Genomic DNA, 17,071 nt, shown 5'->3' with positions numbered 1-17,071 from the left:
AAAAGGGCAATTGCCCGCCATTATATTTGAGGAAGGAGGTGAAAGGGCTCAGTCCGGCCAAATCGAGGAGCAGTGGGTCTTGCCGGAAAATCCGGCTTCTGGTGTTTTCGGCATCCACTTCTTCTTGCCGGTGCTCGCGACCGGCAGCGCTTGCTGATCCTTATCCGCGAATCTTGCGCTTCAAGGCGCCGAACAGGCCGCCCTTACGTTCTGCTTCCGGCGCTGCCCCGACTGCCGTGGCAGGGGCGGTAGCCGGGGCAGCCACCGCGGCGCACTGCGCGGCCTGTCGTTCCTCGCATTGGGCGGCGAGCTGGGCCAGGGTCTGGAACATGATTTCGCGCGGATTGAGGACGACGCCGTAGCCGGCCTTGAGGCGAGCGATGACGTCCATCAGGAGCAGTGAATCGCCACCCAGGTCGAAGAAGTTGTCCTGCGCGGCAATCTGGCTGACGCCGAGGACGCTTTCCCAGACGCGGGCAATTGCCGTCTGCATGGCGGTGGCGTAAATGACGCTCGGAGCGGCTTCGGCCGCTGCGGCAGCGACGTCGCGCGGCTTGCGTTTGACCCATTGCGCGATGCGCGTCGAGAGATCGCTGGTGGATACCAGCACCTGTGCGCCGAGGTCGGCGGCGAGGATGCGGCGAAAGGCGTCCACGCCTTCTTCGGTGGTCATTGCCAGTGCATTGACGACCGCGCCCATGCCGTGCCTGCCCGAGCTCGCGGCGGAGAGCCAGGCATCCCAGCCGATGGATAGCCAGGCGGGTCCAGACTGTCGCGATGCGCGCACAGCGTAGGCGTCGAGATAAGCGTTGGCGGCGGCGTAGGCGGCATAACCGAGGCCGCCGAGCACCGCCGAGATCGACGAGAGCAGTACGTAGAAGTCTGGCGGGTCGTCGCGCAGCAAGCGGTGCAGCACCAGCAGGCCGTCCACCTTGGGACGGAAGTGTTCGGCGCAGTGCTTTGGCCGGGTGTCCTGCACGGCCAGGAAGGCTTGCTCGGCGACGATGCCGGCGCCGTGAATGACGCCGTCGATATGTCCGAAGTGGCTCCTGGCCTGCGCCAGCGCGCGCGTCATGGCGGCAGCGTCGGCGACGTCGGCGCTGATGACGAGCACTTCGGCACCGAGCCCTTCGAGGGCGCGCACGCGCGCGATGCGCTGGCTGCACGGGTGCCCGGTTCCGTGCGTGCTGATCCAGGTATCCCACTCGGCGGCCGCTGGCAGGGCACTGCGGCCGGTCAGGATCAGGCGCGCCTGCACGCTGCGTGCGAGATCTTCGGCGAGCGCGTAGCCGATCGCGCCGAGCCCGCCGCTGATCAGGTAGACGCCCTGCGGGCGCAGGCGGGCCGGCGGGCCGGCGACGGGCTTCAGATGCCGTGGCTGGTAGTGCTGCACCCAGCGCACGCCGTCGCGGTAGGCGACGATGGCATCCGGCGCGTCGCTGCCGATTTCGCGCAGGATTTGACGGCCGAGTGCCTGCTCGGCAGCGGAACCGACGGCCGGTGGTTGCAGGTCATAGCAGCGGCTGTCGACATTGGCGTATTCCTGGGCGATGACGATGCAGGCGGCAAGTACGCCGGCACGTTCGGCAATGGGCTGTTCACCCGCTGTCAGAGCCTGGATGCCGGTTCCGAGGACGCCGATTCTGAGCGCTTCGGTATAGTCGCGGTCGCCCAGTGCCTGCGCAAGATAGAGCAGGCTGTTGAAGCCGAGATCCTGGGCGCGGGTAAAGCTGTCCCGGTCGGGGTCGCCGGCAGCCGGTGCCAGGTTCCAGGCATGCAGGACGCTCTTCGGCAGTTGGTCGGCGCTGGCCAGCGCTGCCAGCAGGCTATCGTAGTCGGCGCGCCGTGCCGGGTCGAGGGTGTAGCGTCGCTCACCACTCCAGCCAGCCTGGATACCGGGGAGAACCCGGATCACCGCCTGTCCGTCCGCTTGCAGCCGCCCAGCGAGATGTTCGCCGAAGCCCTCGCCGGTGGTGAACAGTAGCCACGGCCCTTTGGCCGGCGTGTTGCCGGCGGGGAGGGGACACTGTTTCCAGGCGGGCAGGTAGAACCAGTCGGCGAGAGGGCGCTTGCCTGGTGTTGCCCGTGTCGGCGGGCGCTCGTCCGCCGCCTGCGCCACTAGTCGACCGGGCTCGATCCAGTGGCGCTGGCGTTCGAAGGGGTAGCCCGGCAAGGGCTCGCGGCGACGCGTTTGATTGGCATGGAAGCCGGCCCAATCGACGTTGACCCCGGCCAGCCAGAGCTTACCGAGGGTGGCGAGCAGCATCGCCTGGTCGGGTTCCTGCTGTTGCGGGTGGCGCATCGACCATAGCGCACCCTCGCTGCCGGAGCTTGCCGCGCATTGCTGGACGAGCGTCCCGAGGGTGCGGCCAGGGCCGACTTCCAGAAACAGCGGGTCGCCGTCGCCGGCGGCACAGCCGATGCCATCGGCAAAGCGCACGGCATGCCGCAGGTGCCTGGCGTAATACGCCGGGTCGCAGGCCTGCGTGGCGCTGAGCCAGGTGCCGCTGAGGTTGGAGACCACCGGCAGGCGCGGCGCCTGCAGCGGGATCGTTGCGACCACGGCGGTGAAGCGCTCGAGGATCGGCTCCATCATCGCCGAATGGAAAGCGTGCGAGGTGTGCAGCAGGTGGCTTGGCTGGCCGCTGGCATCGAGCTGTTGCTGGCAGGCGGCGATTGCCTCGGTTGCTCCGGAAAGGACGCAGCGCTCGGGCGCGTTGACCCCGGCCAGCGCCAGACCGCGGGCTTCGAGATCGACGAGGGCGCTTTCCGGCAGGTCGACGGCGAGCATGCTGCCAGCCGGCATCTCCTGCATCAGGCGGCCGCGCGCGGCCACCAGCCTGAGGGCGTCGGCGAGGCTCATCACTTCGGCCAGGCAGAGCGCGGCGTACTCGCCGATGCTGTGGCCGATCATCGCCGCCGGGCGGATGCCCCAACTGATCCACAGGCGCGCCAGTGCGTATTCGATGACAAACAGCGCCGGCTGGACGATCCAGGTCTGCTGCAGCGCTGCTGCGCTGGCCTCGCGAGCAGGCCAGATCAGGCAGCGCAGATCCTGGCCAAGGTGGGGGATCAGGATTTCGGCGCAGCGGTCGACCTCCGCGCGGAACAGCGGCTCGGCGTCGTACAACTCGCGCCCCATTCCCAGATACTGGCGCGCCTGGCCGGGGAACATGAAAACCACGGGCCGGTTCTGCCGTTCGCAGACCGCTTCGGCACCGCGCTGGCAGTCGCCCGCGAGCAGCGCCTGTACGAGCCCGTCGTGGTCGCGGCAGACCAGCATGCGCCGGTGCGCGAAGCGTTCGCGGCCGGTCTGCAGGGTGAACGCGATGTCGGCGAGGGGCTGCGCCGGATCGGCGCGCAGATGATCGGCAAGACGTTCGGTCATGCGCTCGAGGGCGCCGGGCGTGCGTGCCGACAGGAGGATCAACTGCCAGGCGCGCGACGCGCTGGCGGCGGCACGCTTTGGGGCCTCCTCGAGCAGCACGTGTGCATTGGTTCCGCCGAGACCGAAGGAGCTGACACCCGCGCGGCAGACCGGCTGTGTCCACTCGGCAAGCGTGCTGTTCACGTAGAACGGGCTGTTGGCAAAGTCGATTTCCGGGTTCGGCCGGCGGTAGTGCAGCGACGCGGGAATGCGCCGATGCTCGAGCATCAGCGCGGTCTTGATCAGCCCGGCGACGCCCGAGGCGACGTCCATGTGGCCGATGTTGGTCTTCACCGAGCCAATCGCGCAGTCACCCTGGCGCGTGCTGCTTTCGCGAAAGGCCTGGGTGAGGGCCTGTATCTCGATCGGGTCGCCCATTGGCGTGCCGGTGCCGTGCGTTTCGATGTAGCCGATGGTGTCGGCCGTCAGTCCGGCCATGGCCAGAGCCTCGACGACCACGGCCGCCTGGCCGCTGACGCTGGGAGCGGTGTAGCCGACCTTGGCGTTGCCGTCGTTGTTCACCGCCGAGCCCTTGATCACGGCGTGGATGTGGTCGCCGTCGGCGAGGGCGTCGGCGAGGCGCTTGAGCGCGACGACGCCGGCACCGCTGCCGAGCACCGTGCCGCGGGCATCGGTGTCGAAAGCCCGGCAGTGCCCGTCGGCGGAATTGACGCCGCCTTCCTGGTAGAGGTAGCCGATCCGGTGCGGAACGGCAATCGAGATGCCACCGGCCAGCGCCAGATTGCACTCGCCGTTGAGCAGGCTCTGACAGGCGACATGCACCGCCACCAGCGAGGTCGAGCAAGCGGACTGGATGTTGATGCTCGGGCCGGTGAGGTTGAGCTTGTAGGAGACACGGGTGGTCAGGTAGTCCTTGTCGTTGCCGATCTGAATCTGGAAGTCGAACAACGACGGTGCCACGTCCGGGCGGGTGGCGAGGTGGTAGATCAGGTAGCCGTTCATCGCCGAGCCGGCGAAAACGCCGATGGCACGACCATGCGAGGCGGGGGTGTAGCCGGCGCGTTCGAGGGCTTCCCAGGCGCATTCGAGGAAGATCCGCTGCTGCGGTTCGATCAGGCTGGCCTCGCGCGGGCTGTAACCGAAAAAGGCAGCGTCGAAGCAGTCGATGTCGTCGATCACCGCACCGGCGCGAACGTAGGCCGGGTCGGCGAGGAGGGCGGGGTCGACGCCTGCGGCGAGCAGCTCGGCTTCGGAGAAGAAGCTGATCGATTCGACCCCCTGTTCCAGGTTGCGCCAGAAAACGGAAACGTCATTGGCGTCGGGGAAGCGGCAGCTCATGCCGACGATTGCAATGTCGTTGGGGTGGGGGATGGCAGCGGGCTGGTTCATGTCGGCACTCGGTTCTGACTGGCTGCGGGGATGTGAAGGTCCGGTTTGCGTCCCTCTTCAAGGGAGCGGCGCGACTGCCGTGGCTCAGGAGGGCGATCGTCTGCCGGCGGGCGGGCAGCGATTCTGCATTTCCCGGCGCTGCATGGCGCGTTCCCGACCGGCCGGGATGGCCGGCGGGCTGGCTGATGACAGGCCACTTGCCGCGTTGAGGGAGCGCGCCAGGCTCTGTATGGTCGGGTACTGGTACATCTGCAGCACCGGGATGGCGCGATGCAGGTGCTCGCACAAGCGGCGATTGACCTCGAGCATGCGCAGCGAGGTGCCGCCCAGTTCGAAGAAGTTGTCGGTGCTGCCGACTCGCTCGACCAGCAGCACCGCCTGCCAGATGGCAGCGATGGCTTGCTCGGTGGCGTCGTCCGGGGACAGATAGGACGCGGCCGGCGCTTGCGGACAGTTGTCAGGTGCGGGCAGCGACAGGCGGTCGACTTTGCCGCTGGGTGTCAGCGGCAGGGCGGCCAGCGCCGTGTAGCTGCTGGGCACCATGTACTCGGGCAGGCGTTCGCGCAGCCAGGGCTGCAGCGTGCCGGCTGCCAGGGTGCTGGCTGCGCGGGCAACATAGTAGGCGGCGAGGGCGAGTTCGCCGCGGGCGTCGGGACGGGCGACGATCACCGCTTCCAGGATGTCCGGGTGACTGCAAAGGACGCTGCCAACGTCGTCGGGTTCGATACGGAAGCCGCGGATCTTGACCTGATGGTCGCTGCGGCCCAGGTAATCGATGAACCCGTTGGCGCGGTAGCGGGCCAGATCGCCGGTGCGGTAGATGCGGGCGCCGGCTTCCTTGCGGAATGGGTTAGGAATGAATTTCTCGGCGCTCAATTCGGGGCTGCCGAGGTAGCCGCGGGCGAGTCCGGCGCCGCCCACGTAGAGTTCGCCGATGACGCCGACCGGCACCGGTTGGCGGTGGGCGTCGAGGATATAGGCCTGAACGTTGGCCAGCGGGCGTCCGATCGGTACCAGGGTATCGCTGTCGGCAAGCTGGCCAGCGTCGAAGAAGCAGGCATCGAAGGCTTCCGAGAGGCCGTAGAGGTTGAGCAGCAGACGTCCCGGCAGTGCCCGTGCGAAGCGCCGGGCGAGTTCGATACCAAGAGGTTCGCCGCCGATGCACCATTCGCGCAACAGCGGCAGGCGGGCGGCGAGCTGGTTGGGGGCATTACTCACTTCGTGCGCGTCGAGCAGCATGCGCAGCAGCGACGGGACCAGCATCATCCGGGTGACGCGGTATTCGGCGAGCAGGGCGACCATGGCCTGTGGATCGAGGAGCACCGGTTGCGGGATGAGCAGGCTCGGCACGCCCTGCAGCAAGGGGCCGAGCAGTTCCCACAGCGAATCGACGAAGTTGAGGGCGGTCTTGCAGGCGGAGACATCGCCGGCAACGAAGGGATATTCCCGCCACATCCAGGCCAGGCGGTTGAGGAGCTGGCGCTGCTCGACCAGGACGCCCTTCGGTCGCCCGGTCGAACCCGAGGTGAACACCACGTAGCACAGGCTGGCGGCGCCAGCCGGGCTGAGCGGGCGAGTGGATGCCTGGCGGGCGATTGCCGGCCAGTCGCGGTCGAGACAGAGCACCTCGGCGTGCTGGGGGGGCAGTGCCGCCAGCCAGCGCGTCTTGGTGAGAAGCAGTGCGACGGCGCTGTCTGCGAGCATGGCGGAGACGCGATGACGAGGGTAGCCGGGGTCGATCGGCACGTAGCAGCCACCCGCCTTGAGAATCGCCAGGACGGCGACGAACAACTCGGGGGAGCGTTCCATCGAGACGCCGACCAGGGTTTCATGTCCGACGCCGATCTGGCGCAGGTGGTGCGCAAGCTGGCTGGAACGTTGGTCGAGTTCCCGGTAGCTCAGACCCGTGCCGACGCCGAGAATGGCCGGCGCGTCGGGACTGCGGTCCGCCTGTATCTCGAAAAGGCGCGATAGCGACGAATCGGCCGGGTAGTCGCCGTCGGTGGCGTTCCACTCGTCGACAAGCTGCCGCCATTCGCTGTCGCCAAGCAGGCGCAGCGTGGCCGCTGGTTTGCGGGTGTCGGCGGCGAGATCGTCGAGCAGGTTCAGATAGTGGCCGGCAAGTCGCTGCAGGGTGGTTTCGTCGAACAGCGCCGGATCATAGATCAGGCGGGCGACGAGATGGTCGCCATCCTCGTCGACACGCAGGCTCAGGTCATGGTCGGCGCTGCCGAGATCGACGGCGAAGGGGTGCAGCGTGACGGCGCCGGCCGGCAGCGTCACGGGGGGGCGCCGTGTGGTAGTCGAAGAGCACCTGGCAGACCGGTGCGTAGCCGAGGTTGCGGCTGGGCTGCAGGGCTTCGATGAGGCGCTCGAAGGGCAGTCCGGCATGTGCGCGGGCATCCGCGAGGGCTTCGCCGCAGCGCTGCAGCAGGGTGTCGGTGTCGGCGTCGGCCGAGATCTGCAGGCGTAGCGCGAGGATGTTGTCGAGCGGGCCGACCAGCCGGGAAAAGGGCGCTTGCGCCCGGTAGCTGCTGCGCAGGCCGATCACCAGGTCGTTCTGGCCACTGTGGCGCTGCAGCAGGGCGGCAAAAGCCGCCAGGAATACCCCTGGCAGGTCCAGCGCGTGCCTTGCCGCGAGTGCGCGCAAACGGTCTACGAGCGGCGCTGGCAGCGGCAGCGGCAGGCTGGCGCCCTGGTAGCTCCGGATCGCTGGACGGGCGTGGTCGGTCGGCAGTTCCAGCAGCGCCGTCGCACCGGCGAGCCGTTCTGTCCAGTGGGCGAGGAGGGTGGCCTGCTGCGGGTGTTGCCAGGCAACGAAATCGGCGAAGGTCGGTGCCGCCGGGCCGTCTGGCAGGCGGCCGTCGAGGTTGTTCGCGATCTCTCCGAGCAGCAGGTCGAGGGCTTCCTCGTCACAGATGTAGCGGTGGGCGCACAGCAGCAGCAGGTGCTCGGTATCGGCGAGGCGCAGCAGCTGTGCCCGCAGCAGTGGCGGCTGGCCGAGATCCTGCGGTGTGCCGGCGTTGACGGCGATCCAGCGTTGGCGCGCGCGTGCTTGGGCAGTGCTGCCGGGCGTTTCCGAGAGGCTGTCGACGGTCAGTGCAGGGCTGGTGACGGAGAGCGTTTGCGGCGGGGCTCCGAAGCTGCTCCGGAGCACCTCATGACGAGCGCAGACCCGGTCAATGGCGTTCTGCAGGGCGTCCGTGCAGAGAGGCCCGACGATGCGCGCGCCGCTGGCGACGCGGAGGAGGGCGTGGCCAGGATAGGCTTGCTCCAGGAACCAGATTCGTTCCTGGGCCTGCGTCCGGCGAGGAATCGGGCACCCATGATGACATATGGGTAGCAACTGCGCAACCTGTTCCAAACAGGCGGCATCGTTTACTTGGCAAGACATGATCTCTCCCTGACCCTGTGGATTGCTTTGTTCTTATGGGCTTGCCGCCCGCCGCTGCGGTTCCGGCTGACCCCTGCGCTCGACCTCTTGCTGGCATTTTCTCCGGTACCATGGGGTCGAATCTGTTCATACAGTCTAGTACATTTAGTACACTGCCGTGGGCACTTCAAATATATTCCTGACAACCCTGGCTACTGATCAAGGCGCTCGCCTGCGACGTGGAAGCAACGAATCTGTCCGCGGCTGATGACTGCCCGGATGCCCGCGGCGATGGCGTGGTCGGCGTCGGGGCAGGTGGAAAAGAGCGTCCAGGGCGAACCCGCTCCGGTCACCCTGGCGAATCCGGAGTCGGTATTGGGAAGGCTGATCGTGACCTGCTCGGGCGGGCGGGCGAGGCCTGTGCCGAGGGTTTTGAGGACGGCTTCCTTGGCGGTCCAGATGCGGAAGAAATCCCGGTCCTGGTCGCTTGCTGACCTGCCGGCCAGCCAGTTCAATTCGTCGGCGCTGCAACAGTGGGTGGCGAGCGCGTACCGGTTGGGCAAGGGGCGGATGCGCTCAAGATCTACGCCGATCGGTAGCCGGCGGGTCAGCCCGATGAGAACGCGATCCCGGCAGTGGGAAAGGTTGAACTGCAGTCCGCCGGCCGTACTCAGTGCTGGTTTGCCGTAGTCGTTGGTGGTGAAGTCGAGGCCTTGCGGGTCGCGTGCGAGGTAATACCCGAGCAGGTGTCGCAGCAGGCCGCGAGATTGTATCTGGCGCAATCGGTCTGCGGCGAACACCCGGCGGGCGGCGCTGGCACGCTCGGCGGCAGCGGGGAGCTTTTCGATCGTTTGCCGCAGCGCCTCGTGCTCAATCGGGAGGGGCAGCAGCCAGAGGTGGAGGTCGTCGCCGGACAGCAGTGGGGCAGGCGCCTTGTCGAGCAGTTCGGCAATGTTTGCCAGCGTGATCGGCGCGCGCGTTTCAGGCGGCGAAGTGGGCATCGGCCCAACGGCGCAGGGCGGCGATCAGTTCGTCGCGGTGATGGCGCGCGGTGAAGGTGTGATCGGCTCCCGGCATGCGGATCTCGGCGAAGTTCGGGTAGCTGGCAATCCTCGTCATTTCCTTGCTCAGCATCAGTTGCATGTAGTCGAGGGCAGGGTCGCCTTCGGAGTACACCATCAGCAGGGCGGTGCCACGATCGAGGATGCAGTGGAAGGCAGCGCGCAGTTCCGGTGCATTTTCCGGGACCTGCTCGCTGCCGATGAAGCGCCGCAGGAATTGCCGGCCGACGACACGCAGCAGTTCGATGGGATTGCTCTGCCCGCTCAGCAGCTTGCGCCAGCTAGCCGAGTTGAAGAGGGCACTCTTCCAGAGGTAGCGCGCCGATTCGCTGGCGCGCAGGGTACTGTTGATGCCAGCATCAATCGCATCACCAGAGTCGTCGGTGACGCCATGCAGGCCGCGCCCGTTGATCAGCACGGCGCCAAGCACCGCCGGGTTGTCGCGGCAGGTGAGAAATGAGATGTCGGCCCCCGAGCATATCCCGCACAGGATGAAGCCGCTGCAGTCGCTCTCGGCACCGAGCGCGGCCATCGCTGCCGAGGTTTCACTGATGGCACTCTTCTCGAAGCTCAGCGCGTCACTGCGTGGGCTGCTGTCGCCGATTCCCGAGAGGTCGAAGCGCAGCACCGGGTAGCCGACGGCAGCGAGTTGCCGGGCAATATTCACGTACAGTCGATTGGGACCGGCACGATGAACGACCCCGGAATTCACCAGCACGATGCCGGGACGTTTGCTGGACGCGGCGCTGGAGGTATGGATGCCGATCAGGTTATCGCTGTCCCCGAAACGGAGAACGCGCTCGATCATCGCCGACCTCCCTGTACCGATTCGACCATTGCCTGCAGAACACGCGCCGGCGGCATCAGTACGTCGTTCATTTCTGCTCCCTCGGCCCATAGTTCGGGCCACAGCACGTGTTTCCGATCGACGCTTGCACCAAGCGCAGCGAGCCGGTTACCCAAGTCATCCGGGTCGGCCTGCGGGCTGCTGCTCATCAGCAGCACCTGCGGGGCAGGGGCCCGCGGCAGGGTGGCGAGGTCGATGGCGCGCAGGCCGCTTTCCAGGCGGGGAGAGAGGAGGAAACCGAAAATCTCGCGCATCCCGTCTGCATCCGAGGTGGTCTGATCGCGCCCGACCGTCTGGCGGAAGCGCTGCTGGTGGGCTTCGAGCAGCTGATCCACGTAGCGATTGCCGTTCACCACCGGGTCCCACAGGATCAGGCCGTCGACGTCCTGGTGCTGTTCGGCATGCAGGGCAGCCAGGCTGGCGCCGACGCGCAGGCCGGCAAGCCAGACCGGCGCGCCGGGATTATGATTGCGGAAGGTGTTCACCGCTGTGGCGACGTCATCGAGCCATTGCTCCACACTGCCTTCGCTGTCCTCGCCGGCAGAATCGCCCGTTGCGAAGTAGTCGAAGCGCAGCACCGGGAAACCGGCGCGCGCCAGACGGCTGGCGAATTGTCGAAAGACGCGGTGGGTGGAGACGTATTCGCGCCCTGACGGAGGGCAGAGGACGAAACCGAAGGGGCGCGCTCTTGCTCGCCGTGGTGCGTCAAAACAGTAGAAGAGCTGCCTGTCCGCAGCCCCCATGTATCCCGTGATGGTTGGATCACGCATGGTCGAGCTTCCCCCTCTCGGGCCTGGCTTCCTGGCCGGGCCGAGGATCTCTCTGCACCTACTCAAGGGGCTCGCGCTCTCGCCTGTAAGAAGGGCGAGCGACCCAGGATCCTGACACCCCGAGAACGGTATTGTGACGACCGCGTCACCTGTTGTAAACATCAGAGATGGGGGGAGCACAGCCCTGAAGCGAGCATGCCTTTGCCCTGGAATGCCATGCTCGGCTACCACCTCCGCATACGCATGGCAGATGTCGTCAATACGCTGGCTTCAGGGCTGTCAGTCTGGCCAAAGCGTTGAATTTCCTCTCGTTTGGCAGGATAATTCGTTTCTCCCTCCCAACTACCGATGACTGTCATGAATACCTCCCTGCGTCTGCTGCGCCAAGGCCTGCTGGCCGTGGCGGGTCTTGCCCTGGCAATCACTGCGTGGGCACAGTCCACGATGGTCCGACTGCATACCACGCAGGGCGCGATCGATATCCAGCTCTACGATACCGCTGCGCCGAAGACGGTGGCCAACTTCCTCCGCTATGTGCGCAGCGGGGCCTATGTGGACAATTTCATCCACCGCAGCATGCCCGGTTTCGTCGTGCAGTTGGGCGGATATGCGTGGCCCGGCAGCGGCTACGCCGGCCACATCACCACCCTTCCTCCGGTGGTCAACGAGTTCAGCGTCGCACGTTCGAATGTGCGCGGCACGGTGGCGATGGCCAAGCTCGGCGGCGACCCCAACAGTGCCACCAGCGAGTTCTTCTTCAACCTGGGCAACAACGCATCCAACCTGGACACCCAGAATGGCGGCTTCACGGTGTTTGGCCGGGTGACCACGCCGGGCATGGCCGTGGTGGACAGGATTGCGGCACTGAGCACGGTCAATGCCGGTGGCGCTTTTACCAATCTGCCGGTGGTCAACTTCAGCGGCAGCACCATCCTGCGCGAGCATGTGGTTCGCCTGACCGAGGTGACTGAATTCCCGCCGCTCTCCGCTCAGAGCGATTCCGACCGCGTCTTCAACTATCTGGAGGCAGCGTATCCGCAGTACCTCTCGCCTGCGCACGGCCAGGCCGGCGTGGCGTCGGGCTATACCTTCCGCTACTACGCCGGTTCCAATGCCTACGTGGCTACCGCCAACGCCAAGGTCTGGTACCTGCTGCCGTCGATCTCTCCCGACATTGGTCTGCTGGGGGACACGGCTTCCTGGCTGAACGTCGCGGCGCAGGCCGGATACTGATGACCACCACCGGCCACTGCTAGACCAGACAGAAGGCCATCGGCCTGCCGGATCAGTTCGCCGCAGCGCGGATCATCGGCCGCCATTTATAGCCCACGTGCCCACGCCGGCCGCAGTGCTGCTGCTTCCGGGTTGGCGATGGTGTCGCGTACCTGCCGCAGCAGGCGCGCCTTGTCGGCGCCAAGCGTTCCCTTGAGGATCAGCCAGTTCGACGCGTGGTCGCTGCGAAACACGGTCCGTTCGAGTTCCAGCCCTGCGAGAAAATGCTCCATTTCGACAAACAGTTCACGCTGGCTGAGCGCTCGCCAGCCGGGAAAATTTCCGCGCAAGCGTTCCTCGCCGAGCGGAAAACTGACGACCAGCGTTGCCAGATACTCGGGCTGGGTGGCGTTGAGCAGGCGCGCCGAGTGGTCGGCGTGCCGCAGCGAGAGATCCGGGCCAGCGAGACCGTTGAGGATCATCACCGAGCGTTTGATGCCGGCGGCTCCGAGCTTGTTCAGCGCATCGAGAGTCGAGGCATGGGTTTCGCCCTTGTTGACCCGTTCCAGCACCTCGTCGTCGCCTGATTCGGCGCCGACGTAGGCGATCGACAGGCCGGCTGCGGCGAGTTCGCGCAGTTCCTCGACCGACTTCTTCCGCAGGTTGCGCGGCAGGCAGTAGCTCGACACCCGGCGAACGGCCGGCAGATGTTCGCGGATGGCGTAGAGGATCTTGAGCAGGCGGCGCGTCGGCAGCACCAGTGCATCGCCGTCGGCGAGGAAGACGCGCCGGATTGCGTCGGCGAAGCGTTCGCCGGTACGCTCGATGCTCTCCAGCACCTCGGTTTCGTCGCGTGCTCGAAAATGCTTCTGCGGCGCGGTGTACATCTCGCAAAAAGTACAGTGATTCCACGAGCAGCCGTCGGTCACCGGCAGGATCAGCGATTCTGCTTCACTCGGCGGCCGGTAGACGGGTTCGACGTAACGGATGGGGAGCACGGACAGCATGGCATGTAACTGATCTGGATGTGGGCTGATTCACGGATATTGAATAGTAATGCGAAAATCGCGTCAGCGACTCATTCTTCCTCGCTCTCACGCACCAGCGCATAATCGGTATCGCGCACACCGCGCAGCAGCAGGGAGGTGTCGTCAGTGGAAGTGCCGAGAGCCTCCAGGGCCTCCGCTGCCAGACGCAGGCTGGCCTCCAGAAGTTCAGGATAGGCCTTGTTGACGCCGGCTCGCAGCAGGGCCTCGCAGCTGGCCAGGTCGCGGGCGCGCGAGACGATGGTCACCTCCGGCGCGTGCGAGCGGATCATCGCGGCTGCGCGAACGGCAGTGTGCTGGTCGTCGATGGTCAGGACCACCAGATCGACCCCTTGCATTGGCGAAGTGGCGAGCAATTCCGGGTCTCCGATGTCACCATAGAACACCGGATGACCTTCGCTGCGCCATTTGGCGACCAGTACCGCGTCGGTGTCGAAAGCGATGCAGGAGATACCGCTATTGGCCAGGATGGTGCCCACCGTGTGGCCGACGCGACCATAGCCGCCGATCACCACCCGGGCAGCGAATTCCTTTCCTTGCGCGGTATGGCGGAAGCGGTCGTGAATGTCTGCCGGCGCATCCTCTACGCGTAGCGCCAGCCAGTTCCCGAGCTTTACCAGCAGCGGCGTGAGGAGCATGGTGACGGAAATGATCGCCACGGCCATCACGAAGATCAAATCGTCGATCACCCCCAAGGCCTTGGCGGAACCGAACAGCACAAAGCCGAACTCGCCCCCCCTGCGCGAGCAGAAAAGCGACCCGCAACGCGGTGCTGCGGCCGGAGCCGAAGCACAGACACAACACGAAGAGCACAATCGCCTTGATGGTGATGATCGCGAGAACATGCAGGGCAAACTCGAATGGATGCTGCGTCAGCGCACCGACGTCCACCGACATGCCGACGGCAACGAAGAACAGGCTCATCAGCAGACCCTTGTGAGGTTCCATGCCGGCCTCGATCTGAATGCTGTAGCGCGAGGTCGAGAGCATCATCCCGATCAGGAATGCCCCCAAAGCCATCGACATGCCCGCATGTTCCATGGCCATCGCGGCGATGAACACCGAGGCCATGGCCGTCAGCAGGAAAGCCTCGCGGTTGTTGGTGCGGGCCAGATGATCGAGAACACGGGGGAGCAGGTAGCGCCCACCGATGATCACCATCGCCACCATCGCCACTGCCAGACCAATCTGTCTCCACAAGGGGATTTCCGTGGCCAGGGCGCCAGTGTCGGCGAGGATCGGGACCAATGCCAGCAGCGGTACCACCGCGATATCCTGCATCAGCAGCACGGCGAATGCGGTCTGGCCGTGCCGGCTGGCGATGTCGCCCTGATCCCTGAGCATCTGCACCACAAACGCGGTCGAGGACAGCGCGAAGCTACTACCGATCAGGAGGGCGGTCGACCAGTCCGGTTGAAAGAGTTTGAAATAGGCGGCGATGGCCAGCGCCGAGACGACGATCTGCAGCGAACCGAGCCCGAACAGCGTGCGCCGCAGATCCCACAAGCGGCGCGGTTTCATCTCCAGGCCGATCAGGAACATCAGCAGCACGACGCCGAGTTCGGTGAAATGCCGCACACCCTCGACCTCGTTGGTGACGAAAGGTCCTGGCGTATGCGGACCGACGATGACGCCGGTGACCAGCAAGCCGAGGATCGAGCCGAGGCCGAAATGCCGGAACACCGCAACGGCGAAGGCCGCGACAACCAGCAACAACACGGCAGAGTCAACGAATGATTTGGGGTCCATGCAGAGTGGTGATCGCTTCCTTTAATGCCTAAGTCGCGTCAGCGACTCACGAATCCCCCCCTCCCCACTTGCGGGGGGAGGGGTCGGGGGGAGAGGGAAACGGTCATGACTTTCATGATCGGGGGTGCCTGGAAAAGTCATGACCGTTAGTCGAAGTAGCTGCGCGCCGTCTCGAAGCGCTGCGCGAAGTAGCGCGTGCCGAGCTGATCGATGCGCACACGACCCCTGCTCGACGGCGCGTGGATAAAACGATCATCGCCGATGTACACCCCGACATGCGAGAAAGCGGCGTTGCGGGTGTTGAAGAAGACCAGGTCGCCGGGGCGCAGGCCCGCACGTTCGACCGGACGACCACTGCGGGCGATGTCGGCGGCGCTGCCGCTGACCCGAAGCCCCGCCGCGCGTCCGTAGATGTACGACACCATGCCGCTGCAGTCGAGGCCCGCTTCCGGGTTTTTGCCGCCGAAACGGTAGCCGGTGTCGAGCAGGCTGAGCGCAAAGATCACCACGTCGTTGCCTTTGGGGCTGCTCGCCAGGGGGCGTGCTGGGGGTTGTTGCGGCGGCGCCTGCGGCGCAGGCGGCTTGCTGGCGCAGGCCGCCAGCAGCAGAGAGAAGAGACTGGCGATGAGCAGGTGGACACGCATGCTGCACAGTATAAACTGCAGCTCTCAAGATTATTACCGGGAAAAGCCATGCACCTGACCGATCCGCGCCTGCTGCGCTCGAACTGCTATGTCGATGGTCGCTGGGAAGCCGCCGATGACGGCCGCACTTTTGCAGTCAGGGACCCGGCGAGTGGCGAAACGCTGGGTGAAGTGCCCTGGATGGCAGCCACCGAGACGGCGCGCGCGATCGCCGCTGCTGCCGCGGCGCTGCCGGCCTGGCAAGTGAAGACTGCGAAGGAGCGGGCGACCGTCCTGCGCCGCTGGTATGAACTGATCGTCGCCAACGCCGAGGATCTCGCGCAACTGATGACCGCCGAATGCGGCAAGCCGATTGCCGAGGCGCGCGGCGAAGTCGCTTACGGTGCCGCCTTCGTCGAATGGTTTGCCGAGGAGGGCAAACGCGCCTACGGCGAATCGATTCCGAGCCCGGCCAGTGACCGGCGCTTGCTGACCATTCGCCAGCCGGTCGGCGTCTGTGCGGCGATCACGCCCTGGAACTTTCCGCTGGCGATGATCACCCGCAAGGTCGCGCCGGCACTCGCCGCCGGTTGCACGGTGGTGGTCAAACCCGCCGAGCAGACGCCGCTGACGGCACTGGCGCTGGCGCGTCTGGCGCACGACGCGGCACTGCCGGCAGGGGTGTTCAACGTGCTGACCGGCGACCCGGCGGCGATCGGCAGCGCGCTGACGGCCAGCCCGGTGGTGCGCAAGCTTTCGTTCACCGGTTCGACCGAGGTTGGTCGCCTGTTGATGGCGCAGTGCGCGCCGACGATCAAGAAACTCTCGCTCGAACTCGGTGGCAATGCGCCGTTCATCGTTTTCGACGACGCCGATGTCGCCGCTGCGGTGGACGGGGCAATCGTCGCCAAGTATCGCAACACTGGCCAGACCTGCGTCTGCGCCAACCGGCTGCTGGTCCAGGACGGCATCTACGACCGCTTCGTCGAAGGGCTGGTCAGGCGCGTACAGTCGCTCAAGGTCGGTCCGGGCAGCGACGAAAGTAGCTCGCAGGGGCCGCTGATCGACGCTGCGGCGCTGGCCAAGGTCGAGGCACATATCGCCGATGCCGTCGCCGGCGGTGCGCGCGTGCTCACCGGCGGCAGCCGGCACGCGCTCGGCGGCACTTTCTTCACCCCGACGGTGCTGGCCGACGTGACGCCGGCAATGCGTGTTGCCCGCGAAGAGACTTTCGGTCCGCTGGCGCCGGTGTTCCGCTTCTCCAGCGAGGCGCAGGCGATCCATCTGGCCAATGATACCGAGTTTGGTCTCGCCGCCTACTTTTATACCCGCGACGTCGCGCGCTGCCTGCGCGTTGGCGAAGCGCTCGAATACGGCATGATCGGGATCAATACCGGCCTGATCTCGAACGAGGTGGCACCCTTCGGCGGCGTCAAGCAGTCCGGCGTCGGCCGCGAGGGATCGAAGCACGGGATCGACGAATACCTCGAGATCAAATACCTCTGCTTCAGCACGGTCTGACAGAGAACGCCGAGACGTTGACCGAGAAAGCCAACAGCGGGCGCACACCCGTCGACAAGGGCTTTCTCCGGTAAAATCGTCGTCGAATGGTA

12 protein-coding genes are annotated in these 17,071 nt (G+C 65.9%); 2 read left to right on the top strand and 10 right to left on the bottom strand.

The window, feature by feature from the left end; genetic code table 11:
- Positions 1–160: 160 nt before the first annotated feature.
- The 6 genes from E4Q08_RS05740 to E4Q08_RS05715 all read right to left on the bottom strand — a co-directional run bounded on the left by E4Q08_RS05740 (position 161) and on the right by E4Q08_RS05715 (position 10,828).
- Positions 161–4,777 (bottom strand): type I polyketide synthase, encoded by a 4,617-nt coding sequence (locus tag E4Q08_RS05740; RefSeq protein WP_169069671.1) that lies wholly within the window; start codon positions 4,775–4,777, stop codon positions 161–163.
- A gap of 84 nt (positions 4,778–4,861) precedes the next feature.
- Entirely contained in the window at positions 4,862–7,060 is a 2,199-nt protein-coding gene (locus E4Q08_RS05735; protein WP_169069670.1) for a non-ribosomal peptide synthetase, read from the bottom strand.
- The gene (locus E4Q08_RS05730; RefSeq protein WP_169069669.1) at positions 6,993–8,171 is read right to left on the bottom strand and encodes a condensation domain-containing protein; all 1,179 of its coding nucleotides are present in this window, start codon (positions 8,169–8,171) and stop codon (positions 6,993–6,995) included. The genes E4Q08_RS05735 and E4Q08_RS05730 overlap by 68 nt, the downstream gene beginning before the upstream one ends.
- Positions 8,172–8,362: 191 nt before the next feature.
- On the bottom strand, positions 8,363–9,151 hold the full coding sequence (locus tag E4Q08_RS05725; RefSeq protein ID WP_169069668.1) for a 4'-phosphopantetheinyl transferase family protein: 789 nt from the start codon (positions 9,149–9,151) through the stop codon (positions 8,363–8,365).
- The gene (locus E4Q08_RS05720; RefSeq protein ID WP_169069667.1) at positions 9,132–10,019 is read right to left on the bottom strand and encodes an alpha/beta fold hydrolase; all 888 of its coding nucleotides are present in this window, start codon (positions 10,017–10,019) and stop codon (positions 9,132–9,134) included. Before E4Q08_RS05720 ends, E4Q08_RS05725 begins: the two co-directional genes overlap by 20 nt.
- Positions 10,016–10,828: an alpha/beta fold hydrolase gene (locus E4Q08_RS05715; RefSeq protein ID WP_169069666.1), complete on the bottom strand. Its 813-nt coding sequence runs from the start codon at positions 10,826–10,828 to the stop codon at positions 10,016–10,018. Before E4Q08_RS05715 ends, E4Q08_RS05720 begins: the two co-directional genes overlap by 4 nt.
- 357 nt (positions 10,829–11,185) lie before the next feature.
- On the opposite strand from E4Q08_RS05715, the gene E4Q08_RS05710 reads away from it, so the two are divergent.
- A complete protein-coding gene (locus E4Q08_RS05710; RefSeq protein ID WP_169069665.1) occupies positions 11,186–12,061 on the top strand; it encodes a peptidylprolyl isomerase in 876 nt (291 codons plus the stop codon).
- An 86-nt stretch (positions 12,062–12,147) separates the two neighbouring features.
- On the opposite strand, the gene E4Q08_RS05705 is transcribed toward E4Q08_RS05710, so the two are convergent.
- From E4Q08_RS05705 to E4Q08_RS05695, 4 genes are all read right to left on the bottom strand, one after another.
- Complete coding sequence (locus E4Q08_RS05705) at positions 12,148–13,047, bottom strand: radical SAM protein (RefSeq protein WP_034917288.1); 900 nt, start codon at positions 13,045–13,047, stop codon at positions 12,148–12,150.
- 71 nt (positions 13,048–13,118) lie between these two features.
- On the bottom strand, positions 13,119–13,598 hold the full coding sequence (locus E4Q08_RS25650) for an NAD-binding protein (protein ID WP_308240069.1): 480 nt from the start codon (positions 13,596–13,598) through the stop codon (positions 13,119–13,121).
- Positions 13,543–14,835 carry a cation:proton antiporter domain-containing protein gene (locus E4Q08_RS05700; protein ID WP_308240068.1) on the bottom strand — a complete coding sequence of 431 codons (1,293 nt, stop codon included), beginning with the start codon at positions 14,833–14,835 and terminating at the stop codon, positions 13,543–13,545. The genes E4Q08_RS25650 and E4Q08_RS05700 overlap by 56 nt, the downstream gene beginning before the upstream one ends.
- A 146-nt stretch (positions 14,836–14,981) precedes the next feature.
- Positions 14,982–15,479: a C40 family peptidase gene (locus tag E4Q08_RS05695; protein WP_169069664.1), complete on the bottom strand. Its 498-nt coding sequence runs from the start codon at positions 15,477–15,479 to the stop codon at positions 14,982–14,984.
- 48 nt (positions 15,480–15,527) lie between these two features.
- On the opposite strand from E4Q08_RS05695, the gene E4Q08_RS05690 reads away from it, so the two are divergent.
- Entirely contained in the window at positions 15,528–16,979 is a 1,452-nt protein-coding gene (locus tag E4Q08_RS05690; RefSeq protein ID WP_034909801.1) for an NAD-dependent succinate-semialdehyde dehydrogenase, read from the top strand.
- The last annotated feature ends 92 nt before the right edge of the window (positions 16,980–17,071 follow it).

The sequence above is a fragment of the Candidatus Accumulibacter contiguus genome, assembly GCF_012940005.1.
Taxonomy (GTDB): domain Bacteria; phylum Pseudomonadota; class Gammaproteobacteria; order Burkholderiales; family Rhodocyclaceae; genus Accumulibacter; species Accumulibacter contiguus.
The sequence above is the reverse complement of the archived record's forward strand: the minus strand, read 5'-3'. Positions and strand labels throughout refer to the sequence as shown.